Source organism: Sphingopyxis solisilvae (genome assembly GCF_015475875.1).
Lineage (GTDB): Bacteria > Pseudomonadota > Alphaproteobacteria > Sphingomonadales > Sphingomonadaceae > Sphingopyxis > Sphingopyxis solisilvae.
Genome location: NZ_JADKYM010000012.1, coordinates 65160 through 84085, shown reverse-complemented (window position 1 = coordinate 84085; position 18926 = coordinate 65160). Strand labels below are relative to the sequence as shown.

Sequence of the window (18926 nt, the reverse complement as noted above, 5' to 3'; positions counted from 1 at the left end):
GCCGACTGGTTACATGGGCCGCCACCAAACGAATCGCGCGCGCCGCCCTGCAATGTGGGACAGGCGCCGCCCGCACCAGAAAGTGGCCCCGATGGAAATCACGACCGGTCTGACCTTTGACGACGTGCTGCTGGTGCCGGGCCCGTCGGACATCCTGCCGTCGGACGCCAATCTGGCAACCCAGCTGACCAGCGAGATCAGCCTGAATATCCCGATCCTGTCGTCCGCGATGGACACGGTGACCGAAGCCGACATGGCGATCCTGATGGCGCAGATCGGCGGGATCGGTGTGCTCCACCGCAACCTGACGGTCGAGGAGCAGGCGGCGGCGGTGCGGCAGGTCAAGCGCTTTGAAAGCGGGATGATCGTCAATCCGATCACGATCACCCCCGATGCGCCGCTGTCCTATGCCACCGCGCTGATGGACCAGCACCGGATTTCGGGCATTCCGGTCGTCGAAACCGGGGGCAAGCTGGTCGGCATATTGACCAATCGCGACGTTCGCTTTGCCGATAATCCCGGCCAGCCCGTGCGTGAATTGATGACCGCCGAAAATCTCGCGACCGTGCGCCCCGGGGTCGGGCAGGATGAGGCGCGCAAATTGCTGCACCAGCGCCGCATCGAAAAATTGCTCGTTGTCGACGACGATTACCGCTGCATCGGCCTGATCACCGTCAAGGACATGGAAAAGGCGGTCAATTTTCCCGACGCAACCAAGGACGCCGGTGGCCGCCTGCGCGTCGCCGCGGCAACGAACACCGGTGACAGCGGCATCGAACGCGCCGAGGCGCTGCTCGACGCCGAGTGCGACCTGATCGTCGTTGACACCGCGCACGGCCACAGCAAGGGCGTTGGCGAGACGGTCGCGCGGATCAAGAAGTTGTCCAACCGCGTGCAGGTACTCGCGGGCAATGTCGCGACCGGCGATGCGACGAAGGCACTGATCGACGCGGGCGCCGACGGGGTGAAGGTGGGAATCGGTCCGGGGTCGATCTGTACCACGCGCATCGTCGCGGGGGTCGGCGTCCCGCAGCTGACGGCGATCCTCGACAGCGTCGCAGCCGCGTCGAAGCTGGGCGTCCCGGTGATTGCCGACGGCGGCCTGCGCACGTCGGGCGACATCGCCAAGGCGCTGGCCGCGGGCGCATCGAGCGTCATGGTCGGATCGATGCTGGCGGGCACCGCCGAGGCGCCGGGCGAAACCTTCCTCTATCAGGGCCGCACTTACAAAAGCTATCGCGGCATGGGCAGCGTCGGTGCAATGGCGCGTGGCAGCGCCGACCGTTATTTCCAACAGGATATCAAGGACCAGATGAAGCTGGTCCCCGAGGGCATCGAGGGTCAGGTGCCGTTCAAGGGTCCGGCGAAGGACGTCATCCACCAGATGGTCGGCGGCGTGAAAGCCGCGATGGGCTATACCGGCAGCCGCACACTCAAAGATTTCCGCGAGCGCGCGAAGTTCGTCCGCATCACCAATGCGGGCCTGCGCGAAAGCCATGTTCACGACGTCGCGATTACGCGCGAGGCGCCCAACTATCCGGCGGGTTGAGCCCGGCCGATGACTCCCGCCGCGCGCATCCAGGCCGCGATCGAGATTCTCGACGCCATTGCGGCGGCCGCGCGCGACGGCGGCGCGCCCGCCGATGCAATCCTTGCCGAAGCCATGCGCGCGCGTCGCTACGCGGGATCAAAGGACCGCCGGGCGATCCGCGCACATGTTTATGATGCGATCCGCGTCGTTCGGTCGGCGCCGCGGTCGGGTCGCGAGGCGATGCTCGCTCTTGCTGACCTGCAACCCGAAATCGCGGTGCTGTTCGATGGCTCCCCCTACGGCCCTGCGCCGATCGCGGCGGACGAGATCCGCGCCGAAACCGGGCTGGCGGCAGAGGCGCTGGTCGGCCTGTTCGATCCGCTTGTGGGCGAGGGCGAACATGGTGCGATGCTGGCGCGCGCGCCGCTCGATCTGCGCGCCAATCGGATCAAGGCGGCGAGGGATGGTCTCGCCAAGCTCTTTCCCGATGGTGAAGCGATGTCCGGCGCGCCCGATGGCTGGCGCCTGCCTCCGGAAACAGCGGCGATCCAGCACCCCGCCTATGCCGAAGGCTGCTTTGAAGTACAGGATGCCGCGAGCCAATATGCATCCGCCGCTTTGGACGCCGCGCCTGGGCAGGCGATCGTCGATCTCTGCGCGGGCGGGGGCGGCAAGACGCTCGCCATCGCTTCGCTGACCGGCAACGACGCCGATATCCTTGCCTGCGACACCAATCGTGCGCGGTTGCAGCAATTGGCGCCGCGCGCCGAACGTGCCGGGGCGACGCGTATCGAATCCTTGCTGCTCAATCCGGGACAGGAGCGCGCGATGCTTGCCGATCACTTGGGCAAGGCCGACCGCGTCATCGTCGATGCCCCTTGTTCGGGCAGCGGCACCTGGCGGCGCAGCCCTGAATTGCGCTGGCGTCTGACCCCCGCAAGGCTCGACCGCCATCTCGCCGATCAGGCGAAGCTGCTCGCCATCGCTGCCGATCTGGTGGCGCCGGGCGGCAAACTCCTCTATGCGGTATGCTCGATCATCGCACGCGAGGGGCGGGCACAGGTGGATGATTTTCTGAAACAGCACGGCGGGTGGACGGCGGACACCGGCTATCTGCCGGCCGGTATCGGCCGCGCCGCGGGCAGCGGTTTTCTGCTTACCCCTGCGCATGACCGCTGCGACGGATTTTTTCTCGCGCGGCTGACATCGCCATGTTAGCATCCCCGTCAATGAAACGATGGGAGAATGCGATGCGCATCAGTTTTCTGGCCATTGGTGCCGGTCTCGTTCTGGCCAGTCTGCCGACCGCATCGGATGCCCAGCGCGCAGACAACGACATTTTTCCCCGCTCGATCGCGCTGCAACAAGAGGGGCAGGCCGCGCAGGAAGCGGGTGATCTGAACCTCGCGATCGATTTTTATGAATCGGCACTGGCGGCCGACCCGCGCAATCGCTCGGCGATCATCGCGCTGGCGCAGGTCGCGCGGGCGCAGGGGCTTCCCGGAAAGGCCATCGGCCTTTATCGCGACGCGCTGGTGCTCGAACCCAACGACATCGTCGCGCTGACCGGGCAAGGCGAGGCACTGGCCGAAAAGGGTGCGCTCGAGATGGCGCGCGAGAAGCTGGCCGAAGCGCAGCGGGTATGCGGCGACAAATGCCCGCAGGTGGCGGCGCTTGAAAAGGCGATCAACAGCAATGCAGAGAAAAAAGTCGTCGCCGCCGAAGCGATCGTACCCAAAGCGGTGGTGACGACCAGCCAGAATTGACGATCCGGCCCTGCGAGAGCGGGGACGAAAGTCAGCGCAGCGCTTGCGCCAGTCGTATCCAGTCGGCCACGCTCACTGTCTCGGCCCGCCGCATCGGATCGATACCCAGCCTTTCCAGTGCGTCAACCGCCCCCGCGACAGTTTTCAGACTCTGGCGCAGCATCTTGCGGCGCTGTCCGAACCCCTTTTCGGTCAGGCGTGACAGGGTACGCGGATCGACGCCTTCGGGCTGCCGGGCCGGCGTCACATGCACGATCGCCGACATGACCTTGGGCGGCGGTGTGAAGGCCGAACGATGGACCTTCATCGCGATCCTGGCCTGTGATCGCCATTGCGCAAGAACCGCGAGGCGCCCGTAAGCGGAGGTGTCCACCGGCGCGACGATGCGTTCGGCAACTTCCTGCTGGAACATCAGCGTCAGCGACAACCAGCGGGGGGGCCATGCCGCGGGCTCGAGCCAGCGGGTAAACAGCGCGGTGCCGACATTATAGGGGAGGTTGGCGACAATATGATAGGGCGCGCCGCCGGTCAGCGTATCGACATCGACCGCCATCGCGTCGTCGGCGATCACCGTGAGCTGGTCCGGAAACGCGTCGCTGAGTTCGCCGAGCAGCGGCAGACAGCGGTCGTCGCGTTCGACCGCGATGACCTTTGCCCCGGCGCGGAGGAGCGCGCGGGTCAGGCCGCCGGGGCCGGGGCCGACCTCGAATACCGTTGCGCCGTGCAAGTCGCCCGGGATCGCGGCAATGCGGTCCAGCAATTGCTCGTCGAACAGGAAATTCTGTCCCAGCGCCTTGCTCGCCGTCAGTCCGTGCGCTCGCACCGTCTCGCGCAGTGGTGGCAACGGTTCTTTGGGTTCCATTCTCACTTGGACGGCGCGCAGCCGCGTTCGCGTGCGGTCGCCATTCGCGCTGCCATGGCGATCGCCGCGATCGTCGGTCCGGGGTCGGCTTTACCTTGCCCGGCGATGTCGAACGCGGTGCCATGATCGGGCGAGGTGCGGATGATTGGCAGCCCCAGCGTCAGGTTGACGCCGTCGTGGAAATGCAGCGCCTTGAACGGCGCCAGTGCCTGGTCATGATAACCGCACAGGATTGCATCATAGTGATCGCGGATGCCGGGCGCAAAGAGCGCGTCGGCAGCCAGCGGCCCGTCGACGACAATATCCTCCTCGGCGAGCTGGGCGATCGCGGGCATCATGATCCGCTCCTCCTCGTCGCCGAGCTGGCCGCTTTCTCCGGCATGGGGATTGAGACCGGCCAGCGCTATGCGCGGTGCGGCGATACCGAAATCGCGTTTCAGTCCGCGGGCAACGATGCGCGCCTTGGCGACGATCAGTTCGCTGGTAAGCCGCTCGGGAACCTCGGAAAGCGGGATATGAACGGTCAGCGGCACAACGCGCAACGTTGGCCCGGCCAGCATCATGACAGCATTGGTAGCCGTTACGCCGCAGCGCTCGGCGATAAATTCGGTTTGTCCCGGATGGGTATAGCCGATGCCGTGAAGCGCCGATTTCGATACGGAGCCGGTGACCAGCGCCGAGCTTGCCTGATTGCGCGTCAGCCCGATACCCGTTTCGAGCGCGTGGAGCGCGCAGGTCGCGCCAGCGGCGCTCGGCGCGCCGGGGGTCAGCGATCCGCTGTCCTCCAGGTGCCACACCGGCAGCGCATCGTCGAATATGCGCACGACCTCGCTCATGTCACCAACGCGCGCGGTCGGTCCCTCCCATACGGCGGCTATCGCCGCAATATCGCCGATGGCAACGAATGGCGGCAAATCATATGCGCTCCGCGCGGCCCAGGCCCGTGCGGTGACTTCGGGTCCGACCCCGGCCGGGTCACCCATGGTGACCGCGATCGGCTGTCGAATTTTGACGTCCGACATCAGCTATATTCGATCACGGCATCCCGGCGCAGGTCGCGCAGATAGCGCTGAGCGCGCTTGTTGACCTTTTCCTCCAGCAGACGTTGCTCGATCTGTTCGAGGTCGGGGGCGGTCGCCGTTTGCGGCATGTCGCGGCCGCACAGCACCAGGACGCTGATCCCTTCGGTGACCGCACCAAAGGGTTGGGTGGTCTGCCCGATCTGGAGGGTCATCAGGGTGTTTTGCAGCGGCGCCGGCAGGACACGCATCTCGATATTGTCGCGCGCGACAACATTGGCACCCAGGCGCGCAGCAACGGCATCGGCAGCGCCGCAACCCGCAATGCTGCGTGTCGCCTCGGCGAACTGGCCTGCCAGCTCTGCGGCGCGCGCCTCGGTGGTGCCCACCGGGAAATCGAGCGAAATCTGTTTCAGGCTGAGCACGGCGTCGCGCGGGTCAGCCGTCAGCACCTGGCGCCGGTCGATCATCAGCATGATCGACACGCCGCCGGGCACTTCGATCGGACCGACAAGCTGACCGGGCTGCATCTGCGTCGCGGCTTCGGCCATCGACGCCGGCAATTGTCCGGCCTTCACCCAGCCAAGATCGCCGCCGACCACCGCCGTCGAGGCTTCCGAAAACTGGCGCGCATAGGCGGCGAAACTGCCACCGGCTTGCAACGCCTGAATGATCTTGCGCGCGTTTTCGGTGACCGCCGCCACATTTTCAGGTGGCGCGGAGAGATAGATTTCACCGAGGTGGAATTCATCCTGACCCTTGGCTTCGTTCAGCCGTTGCACCACCGATTCGACCTCGTCGGTCGATACGTTGGTAGTCGACTGGATCTTTCGTGACAGCAAGCGGTCCCACGCAAATTCGCCGCGAATCTGTTGCTTTACCGCGGCCGCTGATGATCCCTTGCTGGCGAGATAAGTCGAAAACTGTTCCGGGGTCTGGCGAAAACGCGTCGCCAGCCGGGCGAACTGGTCATTGACGACATTTTCGTCGATCGTGATGTCCGCCGCCTTGGCTTCCTGAATCTGAAGCTTTTCGTCGATCAGATTGCTGAACACCTGCTGGCGGAGCCGCTGCAGTTCTTCGGGTGGAAGTTCAAGATCATTGTTGGCAATGCGGATCAGCGCCATACGCTGTTCGATATCGGTCGCGGTGATGATTTCGCCATTCACGGTCGCCGACGGACGATAGACGTTGGGATTGGCATCGCCGAACAGTTGGACGTTGCCCGGAATGTTCAGGCTGGCCGTCGGCACTTGATCGTCGGCGACAGTCTGCGCCAGCACCGGCGTTACGCCAATGGCGGCGACGGCCATCAGGCCGATCATGGTCGAAAATTTGGTCATCTTTACCCTATTCGAGAAGGTCCGCACGCTCCGTATCAGCGGAAACGCCCGCTGGTCCAGCGCAATCCGCCGTCCGCACCGGTTTCAAGCCTGCCCATGCCACCGCGACGCTGAACCCAAGCTGAGCGATTTACTCAGAATCCCAGATTGCGGAAAGCGATCCGGAACGAAAAGCTGTTGCCGCGGCGCGCATCGCCGGTGTCGGCATAGTCACGGCGCCACGTCAGCGCGATGGACAGGCAGTCGTCATCATAGGCAATGCCCAACCGGTGTCGAATCGGTTCGAAACCGTCGGCGGTGCTCAGGGGGTCATCGGCCTGCTTGGTCAGGTCGACGATGGCCGACCCGAACATCGACCAGTGCTGCGCGACCTTGACGCGTCCGCCGACGCGCACTTCCTCGCGGTCTTGCAAATCCTCGCCCAGCAGCAGGATGTCGCGGTTGAGCCGTGAATAACCGATGACGGCATAGGTCGATCGGCTGCCGATCGTTGCATCGAACTCGTTGCGGCGAATGGCGAGATTGTCCTTGTCGAGCCGGAACCGGTGCGTGAACCGCAGGAAATCGCGATACGCAATCGTCGTCCGCCCGACGATGTCCGACGTACGGTCGGTCAAGCCCGTGCCATCGGGGAACAGGCTGGGCTTGTCGGAGAGCCGATAGCTTTGCCCCACGATGCTGTTGATATTGAACCCGGGTCGGCTGTAGTTCCACTCGACGCCATAGGTGATGCGGGCACCGTCCTCGAACCGGTCGTAGCCGTTGAACCGGTTGATCGCGAACAGGTTGCTGTCTTCAAGGTCGAAGGCGCGCGAATCCTCGTTCGGAATGTCCAGATTTTTTAGCGGCGGCGTGGCGACGATCTGGACCCGGGGTGTCAGCGTCTGTGTCCCTCCCGCCAGTTCGCCGATGAATGGCCAGCGCATGTCCGCGGCCACCGCCGCGATCCCGCGCGCCTGCCACCCCGACTTACCGCGATAGCCGGGGATGGCGGTCAGCAGATTTTCGTCGCTGTGATAGACGTCTCCGCGCACCAGCGCGGTCAGCGTCACTTCCTGGCCCATGCGGGTCAGTCCGCGCAGGTCCCAGCGGGCGCCGGCAAAGGCGCGCTGGGTATCCTGCCCCGCGGTACGCCCGATCGCCAGCGTGTTGAGCTGCAACTCGAACTGGCCGCCGAGCCACGGGTCGGCGAATCGCTGGCGGTAGTCGATGACCGGAAGCGCGATCGGTTGCTGCCCCTGTTCGTCGTTGCGGCGCAGCGTCTGGGTCGCCCATCCTGCGATCGACAGATAGGAATTGCCGCCGATCCGTTCGAGATTGAAGGTCGACCGCAGCCGGTCGTCCCGGCTGATGTCGTAGCGGCGCATGAAAGTGCGATCGGTCGCGATCCGGCCCGAGAAGGTAAAGCTCCATCGCGGGTCGAACTGGAATTTCCCGGCGCTTTCCAGATAGCCGCGAAAGCGCTTCCGGCTGTCGGGGTCTTCGCCGATCAGCGGCACCAGCGTCCCATAGGTCGCATAACCGTTGATCCGGAACGATCCGATGTCGGTCAGCGCGCGGAATTCGCCCTCCAGCATCGGTGCAGCGTCGGTGTAAACATGCGGCGTGATGGTGATGTCGCGGTCCGGCGCAAGCCGCAGGTAATAAGGAATGGCAATCTCGAACCCGTTCGTTCGGTCGAGGCGGATCTCGGGGACCAGAATGCCGCTGCCAGCTTCGCTGTTGGCCGGGTGGCTCAGTCCCGGCAGAGGGATCAGTGGGAGGCCGAAAATCTCGACGCGGGCACCCTTGTAGCGCACCTTGTTCTTGCCGCGGTCATAGGTGACGCGGACGGCGCGGATCTGCCAGCTGGGGTTTTTCGGACATCCTTCCGCATCTTCGACCGGACAAGGCGTATAGGCGGCGTTTTCCAGCTCGATATTGCCATTTTCGAACCGCGTACCCTTGATCGCGGCAAGCCGCGCACCATTGTCGAGCACGACGAGCAGATTGTCGACAATGCCGTCGCGCAAGCTGTCGGTCAGTTCGATGCGGTCGCCATAGGCGGTATCGCCTTCGGGATTGCGGATTGCCACATTGCCCTCGGCAAAAACCTGGCCCGTGCTGCGGTTCCAGGTCACCTTGTCGGCGCGCATCGAGATCGCGTCGCGGTTCATCGCGACATTGCCTTCGGCCACGACGATTTCGTTTTCGCTGTCGTAATTCAGATTGTCGGCGGCGAAACCGACCTCATCATCGCGGGCCGGCACCGGGGCATCGCCGATAGTGGGGACGACATCGGGGGTTTGCAAAACCGGCGCGCTCTGCGCCTCGGGCACCGTCGGTGGATCTTCTGCCTGCTGGGCGGCCGCAGGGCTGGAGAGCAACGCAAAGCCGCTTGCCGTCGCCAGCCACAATGCTTGCGATCGGGATGCCTGTCGGAACAAAGCCCAGCTCATCTCTTACTTTGTCCCACTTCTCTGTCGTGTCTGCCCGGGTTGAACCGGCTGCTTTGTTTTTGCAACTCGCACGCGAAACCCCTATCGGTCCCGCTCGTTGCAATCAATCATCGCATAAGAGAGTTACCGAATGGACATTCAGTTTGTCGCGCAAATCGATGCGTCTGCCGACGTCGTGGCCTTTCCCGTCCGCAAGGGCGAAGCGGGCGCGCTCGGCGCGCTGCTCGGGGCCGCCGCAGCGCAGGCGCGTTTCGACGGTTCGGCAGGCACCGTTGCCGAAACGGCGGCGATCGACGGCGAACAGGCAAAGCGCCTGTTGCTCGTCGGTATCGGCGAGGGCAGCGAACATGATCTCGAGCGCGGCGGCGCGGCGCTGACCGCCAAATTGCAGACGAGCGGCGTCGCCACGGTCCATGTCGATTTTGCGAGCGCAGGCCAGAACGACGCCGACGATGTCCTCGCTTTTGCCATGGGTGCGCGGCTGCGCAACTGGCGCCTCGATACCTATCGAACCCGTCTGGCCGAAAAGGCAAAGCCGACACTCGCCAGCATCGTCATTGCCTCGCCGCACGGCGACCTTGCGGGGCGCTGGGCCGCGAACGAGGCGATTGCCGAAGGTGTCGCCTTCACCCAAACGCTCGTCGCCGAGCCGCCGAACATCCTCTACCCCGAAAGCTTCGTCGAACGCTGCCAGCATCTTGCCGACATGGGCGTCGAACTCGAAGTGCTCGACGAGCGCCAGATGAAGGCGCTCGGCATGGGCGCGCTGCTCGGCGTGGCGCAGGGTTCGACCCGGCCGCCGCGGCTGCTCGCGATGCGCTGGAACGGTGGCAATGCGGGCGAGGCGCCGGTGGTGTTCGTCGGCAAAGGCGTGACCTTCGACACCGGCGGGATCAGCCTGAAGCCCGGTCCCGGCATGGACATGATGAAATGGGACATGGGCGGCGCGGGCGCCGTTGCCGGCGCGATGAAGGCGATTGCGGGGCGCAAGGCGAAGGCAAACGTCGTCGGCGTCGTCGGGCTCGTCGAAAATATGCCAGACGGCAATGCGATGCGTCCGGGCGATATCGTTTCGACCATGTCGGGCCAGACGGTCGAGGTGCTCAACACCGATGCCGAGGGGCGGCTGGTGCTGTGCGACGCGATCACCTGGGTGCAAAAGGTCTACGAACCCAAGGTTGTCGTCGACCTCGCGACGCTCACCGGCGCGATGGTCATCTCGCTTGGTCATGAATATGCCGGCATGTTCGCCAACGACGACGATCTGGCGGCGAAATTGCTGGCGGCGGGTGAGGCGTCGAACAACAAGCTGTGGCGCTTCCCGCTGTCGCCGGCTTATGACAAGCTGATCGACAGCCCGATCGCCGACATGAAGAATATCGGTCCGCGCGAAGGCGGATCCATCACTGCGGCGCAGTTTCTGAAGCGTTTTGTCGACGATGGTGTCGCCTGGGCGCACCTTGACATCGCGGGCATGGCTTGGGCGGACAAGGACGGTCCGGTCTGGGCGAAGGGGGCGACCGGTTACGGCGTCCGTCTGCTCGACCGCTACATCGCCGAAAATCACGAGGGTTAAGGGTAGGGGAGCATGGCGCGCGTCGACTTTTACCGGCTGACCCGCGACCCCGTCGAACGGGTGCTCCCCGCCATTGCGACGCGCATCCTGGACGCGGGCGACCGCCTGCTGATCGTCGCCGCCCCGGCGATGCAGCGGCAGGCGATTGACGAGGCGCTGTGGACGCTGACCCCCGCGAGCTTCCTGCCGCATGGCGCCGCGGGTTCGCCGGACGAAGCGATCGAGCCGATCCTGATTTCGGGAACGCTGGACCCCGCAACCCCCAACCGCGCCCGGCTTGTCGCCCTCGCCGATGGCGAATGGCGTGACGAAGCTCTGGGGTTCGATCGCACCTTTCTGCTCTTCGACAACAGCCGCATCGACGACGCGCGTGCAACCTGGCGCAAGCTGAGCGCCGCCGCAGAGGTCGAAACCCATTTCTGGAAACAGGACGACCGCGGCCGGTGGTCGAAGGGACCGTGATGTGATTGCCGTCACCGCACGAAGCTTTCCGCGGTGGCAAGGACGGGGATGACCAGCAACAGGAGCCAATCATGAACAAAACTTCCTTCATCGCCTTGGCGGCCAGTGCGCTGCTTCTTTCCGCCTGCGGCTCCAAATCGGAATCCGAAGTCGCCAGCGGCACCTACACCGACCCCGAAACCGGCAAGACCGCCGACTACAGGATCACCAGCAGCGATGATGGCGAGAGCGGCAAGGTCAGCATCAAGACCGAAGACGGCGAGATGGTGTTCGGCGGCGGCGCCGGCAACGCCAAACTCCCCGCGGGCTTTACCCCCTATCCGGGATCGAAAATGACCGGTGGTTTCTCGGCCAGCGGCGCGCAGGGGACCGGCGGCATGGCCAGTTTCGAAGTCGATGCCAAGGCCGCCGACGTCATTGCGCATTTCCGCAAACAGGCCGAAGCGGCCGGCATGAAGGTCACCAGCGAGATCAAGAGCGGCGATACGATGATCATCGGCGCCGAAAACTCCGGCGATGGCAAGGGCGGGGTCCAGATTACCGCCACGCAATCGGGATCGCAGGTGAACGGCACGATCACCCACGGCGGCGGCTGACCCGCGGCGACACCGGGTCACGCTCCGACCTTGCGGCGGCGCCAAAGCGCGGCTAGAGGCGCGCGCATCACAAACCATAATAACGCAGGAGCTTCCCCCATGGCGGTCACTCGCACCTTTTCGATCATCAAGCCCGACGCCACGCGTCGCAACCTGACCGGCGCCGTCACCAAGATGCTGGAAGACGCCGGCCTGCGCGTCGTCGCGTCGAAGCGCATCCACATGACCAAGGAACAGGCCGAGGGCTTTTACGCGGTCCACAAGGAACGCCCCTTTTTCGGCGAACTCGTCGAATTCATGACCTCCGGCCCCGTCGTCGTCCAGGTTCTGGAAGGCGAGAACGCGATGCAGCGCAACCGCGACATCATGGGTGCCACCAACCCCAAGGACGCAGCACCCGGGACGATCCGCAAGGAACTGGCCGAAAGCATCGAGGCAAACACGGTGCATGGCAGCGACAGCGACGAGAATGCGGCGATCGAGATCGCGTATTTCTTCAAGCCCGAAGAAATCGTCGGCTAAATCACAATATGGGTCGCTCCGGCTTGAGGGTAAAATTGCCGGAGCCGGTAGCGCGTATTTATCGCGCTACCGCCGACCTCGAGGCAATGTATCCGGGACGGAAGTTTACACCGGACGGTCATATGGTCGGTTCGATTGGCGAAGTGATTGCCGCCGAGGCACTTAGCCTTCAACTATATCCCGCAAGCCAGCCTATTCACGATGCTTACGACGATGACGGTGACGTCCAGATAAAGCTGACGGCCGGAAATCGTGTTTCGATGTACGCCTGTTGCCACAGGCTGGTCGTCTTGCGCATTGTTTCGCCGGAAGAAGCAGAAATAGTATATGATGGCCCCGGGCAACCCGCTTGGGACGCCGCCGGTAAGATGCAGAAAAACGGCCAGCGGCCAATTTCCCTGTATCAGCTTCGAAATATTGCGGCGGAAGTTTAGCTAAAACTCTTCCGCTACCGCCATCAGTCCCGCCAGCTTCTTCGGCGCCACCGCGAGCCAGCTCTTGCGCAGCCATTCGCCGATCGCATCCCAGTCGGTATCGCCGAGGTCGAGGCGGATGCCGACCCAGCCGTCGCCGAAATAAGCGGGGCGGTAATAGCGGTCTGCGTCCATCTCGATCAGCGCCGCCTGTTCGTCGGCGCCGCTGATCTTGACCAGCAGCGCGACCTTGCCGTCACCGTGATGATCCTCGGTGAAATAGGCGAATTTCTTGCCCTTCACGATGCCGAAGCAGGGCATGCCGTGCGACGTGACCTCGTCGGCCTCGGGCAGCGCAATCGCGAGTTCGCGGACGCGGCCGATCAGATACTCAGGCGAACGCTCGCGGGTGACAAAAGCGGCAAGCGTCGGCGGATACAGCTGATGCTCGGCAATCCGCACCCGCGCCGCCAGCGTTTCGACCGTATCGCCGGGCAGGATCGCAACCGGTGTCTGTGCCAGCACCGGGCCGTCGTCGACGCCGGGGGTAACGATATGAATGCTGCACCCGCCAAACTTGTCGCCCGCGTCGATCGCCCGCTGGTGGGTTTCGAGCCCCTTGTAGCGCGGCAGCAGGCTGGGATGAATGTTGAGCATCTTGCCCGCCCAGCGCGCGACGAAATCGTCGCTCAGAATCCGCATATAACCCGCGAGGGCGACGAAATCGGCCTTGGCCTTGCGTAGCTCGGCATCGACCAGCGCGTCGAACGCGTCGCGGTTCATGCCTTTGTGCGAGAGGCTCCAGGTCGGGATGTCCTCGGCCTCGGCGATGGCGAGGCCCGGCGCGTCGGGATTGTTGCTGGCGACCAGCACAACCTCATAGGGACAATTCGACGCTTTTGCGGCGTACAGCAGCGCCGCCATATTGGTTCCGGCGCCGGAGATCAGGACGGCGACCTTGGCTTTCACTTCAATCCTCCCGGTCGCGAAGCGATGGGGAGGGGGACCGCTCGCGAAGCGAGTGGTGGAGGGGCGAAAGCGCCGCGCTATCGGCCCCTCCGTCAGCCCCTGCGGGACTGCCACCTCCCCATTGCTGCGCAACAGGGAGGAATTTACGCATGATGCGTCGCGCTCCACGCGCCCATTGCGCTCCAGGTTTCGGCGCTGCCGGTCACGGTGCAGCCCTTCGCGCCCTCGGCGATATGCCCGATCCGGTGTACCGTCTCGCCCGCGGCTTCGAGCGCCGCCGTCACATCGACAACATCGCCCTCGGCAACGGCAACTGCCATGCCGATCCCGCAATTGAACGTCCGCGCCATTTCTTCGGGCTCGATATTCCCCTGCGCCTGCAAGAACGCCATCAACCGCGGCTGTTCCCAGGCATCGGCATCGACATGGGCGTGCAGCGTCTTCGGCAGCACGCGCGGGATGTTTTCGAGCAATCCGCCGCCGGTGATATGCGCGAGCGCGTGAATCTTGCCCGTTTTCACTAGCGGCAACAGGCTTTTCACGTAGATGCGCGTCGGCGCCATCAGCGCGTCGATCAGCAGGATATTCTGGTCGAACAGCGCCGGGCGATCGAGCTTCCAGCCCTTGTCGGCCGCAAGCCGCCTTACCAGCGAGAAGCCGTTCGAATGCACCCCGGATGAGGCGAGGCCAAGGATGACATCGCCTGCGGCAACCTTGTCAGCGGTCAGCACCTGATCGCGCTCGACCGCGCCGACGCAGAAACCCGCAAGGTCATAATCGCCGTCGGAATACATCCCCGGCATCTCGGCGGTCTCGCCGCCGATCAGCGCGCATCCCGCCTGTTTGCAGCCCTCGGCGATGCTTGCGACGACTTCGGTCGCGACGGCGTTGTCGAGCTTCCCCGTCGCGTAATAATCGAGGAAGAACAGCGGCTCCGCGCCCTGCACGATCAGATCGTTGACGCACATTGCGACCAGATCGATCCCAACCCCGTCATGGCGGCCCGATTCGATCGCCAGCTTCAGCTTGGTGCCAACCCCGTCGTTCGCCGCGACGAGCAGCGGGTCGTTGAACCCCGCAGCCTTCAGGTCGAAAAAGCCGCCAAAGCCGCCCAGGTCGGCATCGGCGCCGGGGCGCCGTGTGGCTCGCGCCAGCGGCGCAATGGCACGGACCAGCGCGTTGCCGGTTTCGATCGAAACTCCGGCCCCGGCATAAGTGTAGGAGGCGGGCGGGTTGTGCTTGGAATCCATGGCCCGCGCGACTAACGCTTCCCGCCGAGAAATGCCATGATTTCCTTGTCCCGAGCGTCGCTTTTGGGCAGAGCATGAAGAAGATATGACCGCTGTTGCTTTCGCCCGCTTCGCTCCCCGCGCTCCGTCTCGCTTCTTTCTGCCGCGCGACTGGCGCTGGGCGGCACTGTTCGGCCTGTTTGTCGCGATCCTGATGGCCGGGATCGTCGATGGCCAGATCACGCGCGGCAATCGCGGCATCACCCCGATCAACAGCAGCGGCGATTTCCTGGCCAGCGGTATCCTTGTCGATGTCAGCGGCGACAATGCCGACGACGCGCGGACGAAGGGGTGGCGCGAGGCACAGCGCAAGGGCTGGGCCCAGCTTTACCGCAAATTGAACGGCAGCGATGGTCCGGCGCTGGGTGATTCGGTGCTCGACGGCATCGTCACTGCAATCGTCGTCGAAGAGGAACAGATCGGCCCCCGCCGCTATGTTGCGCGGCTCGGTGTCCAGTTCGACCGCGTCCGTGCCGGGCAAATCCTGGGCGTGAGCGGGCGGACGCTGCGTTCGCCGCCTTTGCTGGTGATTCCGGTCTATTCGGTCGATGGTATTCCGCAGGTGTTCGAGCAACGCAGCGCCTGGCAACGCGCCTGGGCCGAATATAATACGGGTCAAAGCGCGATCGATTATGTACGGACTGCGGGAACTGGCGCCGACACATTGCTGCTCAATGCGGGCCAGACCGGCCGCCGCGGACGGGTGTGGTGGCGTGTGATTCTCGATCAATATGGCGCCGCCGACGTGCTCGTGCCGATCGCCCGGGTGGAATACAGCTATCCCGGCGGCCCGATCACGGGGCATTTTACCGCGCGTTTCGGTCCTGACAGCAAGCTGCTTTCCAGTTTCACTATGACGGGCCCCAGTCCGGCGGCACTGCCCGACATGATGGAAAAGGCGGTCGCGCGGATGGACCGCATCTATATCGACGCTCTCGCCGCCGGGGCGCTGCGAACCGACACTTATCTGGTTCTGGAAAAGCCCGTGGAACGCAAGGATATTCCCGCCGAAGCGGCCGCGGCCGACACCACGGCATTGCCGGCGGAAACCGATAGCAGCGTACCGGCTACCGCTGCGGCTGGCGTGCAGTCGTACAACGTCCAATATAGCTCGCCCGACGTCGAATCGGTGACCGCTACCGAACGCACCGTCGGAGCGATCGCGGGTGTCCAGTCGGCATCGACGACCAGTCTGGCGCTCGGCGGAACGTCGGTCATGCGGGTGACCTTCCGCGGTGACATGGCGGCGCTCAAGGCCGCTCTCGCGGCGCGCGGCTATTCGGTTCAGGAAGGCGGCAACACGCTGCGGATCAGTCGCTGATGCGGCGCGCCGGTAATCGCCAGATCGCGCTGCCGCTCGACTGGAGCGCCGGGGGCGAGAACGACGGACCGCTCATCGTCGGGACGAGCAATGCCGACGCGGTACGGTATCTGCGTCATGTATCGACCTGGCCGGTGCGCACGGCGGTGCTGACCGGGCCGCGCGGCTCGGGCCGCAGCCTGATGGGTCGCCTCTTCGCACGCGAGACGGGTGGCCGGGTGATCGACGGTCATGACAGCGTTCCCGAAGAAGAGATTTTCCATGCCTGGAATGCGGCGCAGGTTTCGGGCGTACCCTTGCTGATCGTCGCCGACGCACCGCCGGCCGATTGGCATGTGGTCCTTCCGGATCTGGCATCGCGGCTGCGCGCGGTGCCGGTGCTGTCGATCGGCGATCCCGACGATTGCCTCGCCCGCGACCTGATCGAAACCTTGTTCGCGCAGCGCGGGGTGGCGTTGGCGCCCGGCGTCGCATCCTACATCGTGCCGCGGATGGAACGCAGCTACGTGATGATTCACCGTATCGTGGCGGCGCTGGACGCGGCCTCGCTTGAAAAAGGTGGCGGCATTAGCATTCGTCTTACCCGTGAAACATTATTGTCACAGGGGCTGATCGATCCCGATCTCCTCGAACGACAGGAAGAACAAGCATGTCGATAGCGGACGGCCCCCTTCGCGCCGACAACGACGCCGATACGGCGGTTCCCGGCTTTGGTCCCGAACGCTTCTTCAACCGTGAACTGTCGTGGCTGGCCTTTAATCGGCGGGTGATGGAGGAGGCACGCAATCCGGCGCATCCGCTGCTCGAGCGGCTGCGCTTCCTGTCGATCTCAGGTAGCAACCTCGACGAATTTTTCATGGTCCGCGTCGCGGGGCTGAAGGGTCAGCAGCTGCAGGGCATCGACGATCCGTCGGCCGACGGGCGTTCGCCGGGGCAGCAGCTCGCCGAGATCGAGGCCGAGGTCAATCGCCTCGTCGACCAGCAGCAAAGCGAATGGCAGCGGCTCCATAAACTGCTCGCCGAACAGGGGATCATTGTCCACGGCACCGGGTCGGACAAGGAACCGCTGCGCGCCGCCTTGCGCCAATATTTCATCGACCAGATATTCCCGATCCTGACGCCACAGGTGCTTGATCCCGCGCACCCCTTTCCCTTCATTCCCAATCGCGGCCTCGGCATCATTTTTGACCTGCAACGCAAGGCGACGGGCGAAACGGTGCGCGAACTGGTGCTGATTCCCGCGGCGCTGCCGCGTTTCGTGCCGGTCCCGGGCCAGCAACAGGCATTTGTGCCGGTCGAATATCTGATCGAACTGTTCGGCGACCTGCTGTTTCCCGGTTTCACCATCCGTTCACTGGGCGTGTTCCGGATCATCCGCGACAGCGACATCGAGCTGGAGGAAGAGGCCGAGGATCTGGTCCGCCTGTTCCGCACCGCGATCCGCCGCCGCCGCCGTGGCCGCGTCATTCTGCTCGAACTCGAGGCCGATATGCCCGGCGAAATTGCCGAAGTCTTGAATGCCGACATTCAGGGGCATGAAGCGATCGTCGCCAAGATTGGGGGCTTCGTGGGGTTGGCCGCGTTGTCCGCGCTGGTCGATGTCGACCGGCCCGACCTGAAATTCCCTGCCTATTCGGCGCGCTTCCCCGAACGCATCCGCGAACATGGTGGCGATTGCTTCGCGGCGATCCGCAGCAAGGACATCGTCGTCCACCATCCTTACGAAAGTTTTGACGTCGTGCTGGCATTTTTGCGGCAGGCGGCCGCCGACCCCGACGTCGTTGCGATCAAGCAGACGCTCTATCGCGCCGGCAACCAGTCACCGGTTATCCGCGCGTTGATCGAGGCGGCCGAGGCGGGCAAGTCGGTGACCGCGGTGGTCGAGCTCAAGGCGCGTTTCGACGAGGAGCAGAATCTGCTCTGGGCGAACCAGCTCGAACGCGCCGGGGTCCAGGTCGTGTACGGCTTTATCGAGTGGAAAACCCACGCCAAGATTTCGATGGTCGTCCGTCGCGAAGGGCAGGGATATCGCACCTATTGCCACTTCGGGACCGGTAACTACCATCCGGTCACGGCACGCATCTACACCGACCTCAGCTTCTTCACCGCCGATCCGCGCGCCGGGCGCGATGCGGCGCAGCTGTTCAACTATATCACCGGCTATGTCGAACCCGAACGGCTCGACATGATCACCATGTCGCCGCTCAACATGCGCGCGCATCTGTGCGAGCTGATCGACGCCGAAATCGCGGCGGCAAAGGCGGGGCAGCCGTCGGGCGTGTGGGCCAAGATGAACAGCCTCGTCGATCCCGACATCATCGACAAATTGTACGAGGCGAGCGTCGCGGGCGTACCGGTCGAGCTGATCGTGCGCGGCATTTGCTGCCTGCGTCCGGGGGTACCCGGCCTGTCCGAAACGATCCGGGTCAAATCGGTCGTGGGGCGCTTCCTCGAACACAGTCGCGTCTGGGCCTTCGCCAATGGCGCGCCCTTGCCGCATCAGCGCGCCAAGCTCTATATCAGCAGCGCCGACTGGATGCCGCGTAACTTCGACCGCCGCGTCGAATATATGATCCCGATCGAGAATCCGACCGTCCACGACCAGATATTGGATCAGGTGCTGGTCGCCAATCTGATCGACAATGAACAAAGCTGGGTGCTCCAACCCGATGGCGTTTACGCCCGCACAACTCCGGCCGACAAGCCGTTCAACCTGCATCATTATTTCATGACCAATCCGTCTTTGTCCGGTCGTGGCACGGCGCTGCACAAACGGCAGGACGTGCCGACTCTTGCCTTCGACATGCGCGGGGGCTGAC

Annotated in this window: 17 protein-coding genes; 11 read left to right on the top strand and 6 right to left on the bottom strand. The window is 64.2% G+C overall.

Translation table 11 applies throughout. From position 1 onward, the window contains the following. The first annotated feature begins 91 nt into the window (after positions 1-91). From guaB to IR187_RS10480, 3 genes are read left to right on the top strand one after another with little or no spacing between them, the layout of a single operon-like run. The gene (guaB, locus tag IR187_RS10490) at positions 92-1549 is read left to right on the top strand and encodes an IMP dehydrogenase (protein ID WP_194954556.1); all 1458 of its coding nucleotides are present in this window, start codon (positions 92-94) and stop codon (positions 1547-1549) included. Between the two features lie 9 nt (positions 1550-1558). Beyond that, positions 1559-2749: an RsmB/NOP family class I SAM-dependent RNA methyltransferase gene (locus IR187_RS10485; RefSeq protein WP_194954555.1), complete on the top strand. Its 1191-nt coding sequence runs from the start codon at positions 1559-1561 to the stop codon at positions 2747-2749. 32 nt (positions 2750-2781) lie between these two features. Then, positions 2782-3297, top strand: a complete 516-nt coding sequence (locus IR187_RS10480; protein ID WP_194954554.1) for a tetratricopeptide repeat protein — start codon at positions 2782-2784, stop codon at positions 3295-3297. A gap of 31 nt (positions 3298-3328) precedes the next feature. Here IR187_RS10480 and rsmA read toward each other — a convergent pair whose 3' ends face one another. From rsmA to IR187_RS10460, 4 genes are all read right to left on the bottom strand, one after another. Next, entirely contained in the window at positions 3329-4159 is an 831-nt protein-coding gene (rsmA, locus tag IR187_RS10475; protein WP_194954575.1) for a 16S rRNA (adenine(1518)-N(6)/adenine(1519)-N(6))-dimethyltransferase RsmA, read from the bottom strand. A 2-nt stretch (positions 4160-4161) separates the two neighbouring features. Further along, entirely contained in the window at positions 4162-5181 is a 1020-nt protein-coding gene (pdxA, locus tag IR187_RS10470; protein WP_194954553.1) for a 4-hydroxythreonine-4-phosphate dehydrogenase PdxA, read from the bottom strand. After that, a complete protein-coding gene (locus IR187_RS10465) occupies positions 5181-6521 on the bottom strand; it encodes a peptidylprolyl isomerase (protein WP_194954552.1) in 1341 nt (446 codons plus the stop codon). Before IR187_RS10465 ends, pdxA begins: the two co-directional genes overlap by 1 nt. Positions 6522-6655: 134 nt before the next feature. Further along, positions 6656-8959, bottom strand: a complete 2304-nt coding sequence (locus IR187_RS10460) for an LPS-assembly protein LptD (RefSeq protein ID WP_194954551.1) — start codon at positions 8957-8959, stop codon at positions 6656-6658. A 130-nt stretch (positions 8960-9089) separates the two neighbouring features. Between IR187_RS10460 and IR187_RS10455 the strand changes: the two genes are divergently transcribed. From IR187_RS10455 to IR187_RS10435, 5 genes are all read left to right on the top strand, one after another. Continuing rightward, entirely contained in the window at positions 9090-10535 is a 1446-nt protein-coding gene (locus IR187_RS10455) for a leucyl aminopeptidase (protein WP_194954550.1), read from the top strand. 12 nt (positions 10536-10547) lie between these two features. After that, the gene (locus tag IR187_RS10450) at positions 10548-10997 is read left to right on the top strand and encodes a DNA polymerase III subunit chi (protein WP_194954549.1); all 450 of its coding nucleotides are present in this window, start codon (positions 10548-10550) and stop codon (positions 10995-10997) included. Between the two features lie 71 nt (positions 10998-11068). Next, on the top strand, positions 11069-11593 hold the full coding sequence (locus tag IR187_RS10445) for a hypothetical protein (RefSeq protein ID WP_194954548.1): 525 nt from the start codon (positions 11069-11071) through the stop codon (positions 11591-11593). Between the two features lie 99 nt (positions 11594-11692). Next, a complete protein-coding gene (gene ndk / locus IR187_RS10440; protein ID WP_194954547.1) occupies positions 11693-12115 on the top strand; it encodes a nucleoside-diphosphate kinase in 423 nt (140 codons plus the stop codon). Between the two features lie 8 nt (positions 12116-12123). After that, positions 12124-12549, top strand: coding sequence for a DUF6998 domain-containing protein (locus IR187_RS10435; protein WP_194954546.1), 426 nt, complete (start codon positions 12124-12126; stop codon positions 12547-12549). Here the strand turns inward: IR187_RS10435 and purN are convergent, their stop codons facing one another. Together purN and purM are read right to left on the bottom strand one after the other, a co-directional pair. Next, on the bottom strand, positions 12550-13497 hold the full coding sequence (gene purN, locus IR187_RS10430) for a phosphoribosylglycinamide formyltransferase (RefSeq protein WP_194954545.1): 948 nt from the start codon (positions 13495-13497) through the stop codon (positions 12550-12552). Between the two features lie 143 nt (positions 13498-13640). After that, positions 13641-14747: a phosphoribosylformylglycinamidine cyclo-ligase gene (gene purM, locus IR187_RS10425; RefSeq protein WP_194954544.1), complete on the bottom strand. Its 1107-nt coding sequence runs from the start codon at positions 14745-14747 to the stop codon at positions 13641-13643. Between the two features lie 85 nt (positions 14748-14832). Here purM and IR187_RS10420 point away from each other — a divergent pair, with 85 nt between their 5' ends. Genes IR187_RS10420 through IR187_RS10410 form a run of 3 tightly spaced genes read left to right on the top strand, consistent with a single transcriptional unit; the run spans position 14833 to position 18925 of the window. Continuing rightward, positions 14833-16107 carry a heavy-metal-associated domain-containing protein gene (locus IR187_RS10420; RefSeq protein WP_194954543.1) on the top strand — a complete coding sequence of 425 codons (1275 nt, stop codon included), beginning with the start codon at positions 14833-14835 and terminating at the stop codon, positions 16105-16107. Further along, positions 16107-16766 carry a P-loop NTPase family protein gene (locus IR187_RS10415; protein WP_194954542.1) on the top strand — a complete coding sequence of 220 codons (660 nt, stop codon included), beginning with the start codon at positions 16107-16109 and terminating at the stop codon, positions 16764-16766. The genes IR187_RS10420 and IR187_RS10415 overlap by 1 nt, the downstream gene beginning before the upstream one ends. Further along, positions 16757-18925, top strand: coding sequence for an RNA degradosome polyphosphate kinase (locus IR187_RS10410; protein WP_194954541.1), 2169 nt, complete (start codon positions 16757-16759; stop codon positions 18923-18925). Before IR187_RS10415 ends, IR187_RS10410 begins: the two co-directional genes overlap by 10 nt. The last annotated feature ends 1 nt before the right edge of the window (position 18926 follow it).

What these genes read in the sequence shown, in the direction of transcription:
- guaB (WP_194954556.1), top strand. Translation starts at nt 92, where the DNA reads ATGGAAATCACGACCGGTCTGACCTTTGACGACGTGCTGCTGGTGCCG.
- IR187_RS10485 (WP_194954555.1), top strand. Translation starts at nt 1,559, where the DNA reads ATGACTCCCGCCGCGCGCATCCAGGCCGCGATCGAGATTCTCGACGCC.
- IR187_RS10480 (WP_194954554.1), top strand. Translation starts at nt 2,782, where the DNA reads ATGCGCATCAGTTTTCTGGCCATTGGTGCCGGTCTCGTTCTGGCCAGT.
- rsmA (WP_194954575.1), bottom strand. Translation starts at nt 4,159, where the DNA reads ATGGAACCCAAAGAACCGTTGCCACCACTGCGCGAGACGGTGCGAGCG.
- pdxA (WP_194954553.1), bottom strand. Translation starts at nt 5,181, where the DNA reads ATGTCGGACGTCAAAATTCGACAGCCGATCGCGGTCACCATGGGTGAC.
- IR187_RS10465 (WP_194954552.1), bottom strand. Translation starts at nt 6,521, where the DNA reads ATGACCAAATTTTCGACCATGATCGGCCTGATGGCCGTCGCCGCCATT.
- IR187_RS10460 (WP_194954551.1), bottom strand. Translation starts at nt 8,959, where the DNA reads ATGAGCTGGGCTTTGTTCCGACAGGCATCCCGATCGCAAGCATTGTGG.
- IR187_RS10455 (WP_194954550.1), top strand. Translation starts at nt 9,090, where the DNA reads ATGGACATTCAGTTTGTCGCGCAAATCGATGCGTCTGCCGACGTCGTG.
- IR187_RS10450 (WP_194954549.1), top strand. Translation starts at nt 10,548, where the DNA reads ATGGCGCGCGTCGACTTTTACCGGCTGACCCGCGACCCCGTCGAACGG.
- IR187_RS10445 (WP_194954548.1), top strand. Translation starts at nt 11,069, where the DNA reads ATGAACAAAACTTCCTTCATCGCCTTGGCGGCCAGTGCGCTGCTTCTT.
- ndk (WP_194954547.1), top strand. Translation starts at nt 11,693, where the DNA reads ATGGCGGTCACTCGCACCTTTTCGATCATCAAGCCCGACGCCACGCGT.
- IR187_RS10435 (WP_194954546.1), top strand. Translation starts at nt 12,124, where the DNA reads ATGGGTCGCTCCGGCTTGAGGGTAAAATTGCCGGAGCCGGTAGCGCGT.
- purM (WP_194954544.1), bottom strand. Translation starts at nt 14,747, where the DNA reads ATGGATTCCAAGCACAACCCGCCCGCCTCCTACACTTATGCCGGGGCC.
- IR187_RS10420 (WP_194954543.1), top strand. Translation starts at nt 14,833, where the DNA reads ATGACCGCTGTTGCTTTCGCCCGCTTCGCTCCCCGCGCTCCGTCTCGC.
- IR187_RS10415 (WP_194954542.1), top strand. Translation starts at nt 16,107, where the DNA reads ATGCGGCGCGCCGGTAATCGCCAGATCGCGCTGCCGCTCGACTGGAGC.
- IR187_RS10410 (WP_194954541.1), top strand. Translation starts at nt 16,757, where the DNA reads ATGTCGATAGCGGACGGCCCCCTTCGCGCCGACAACGACGCCGATACG.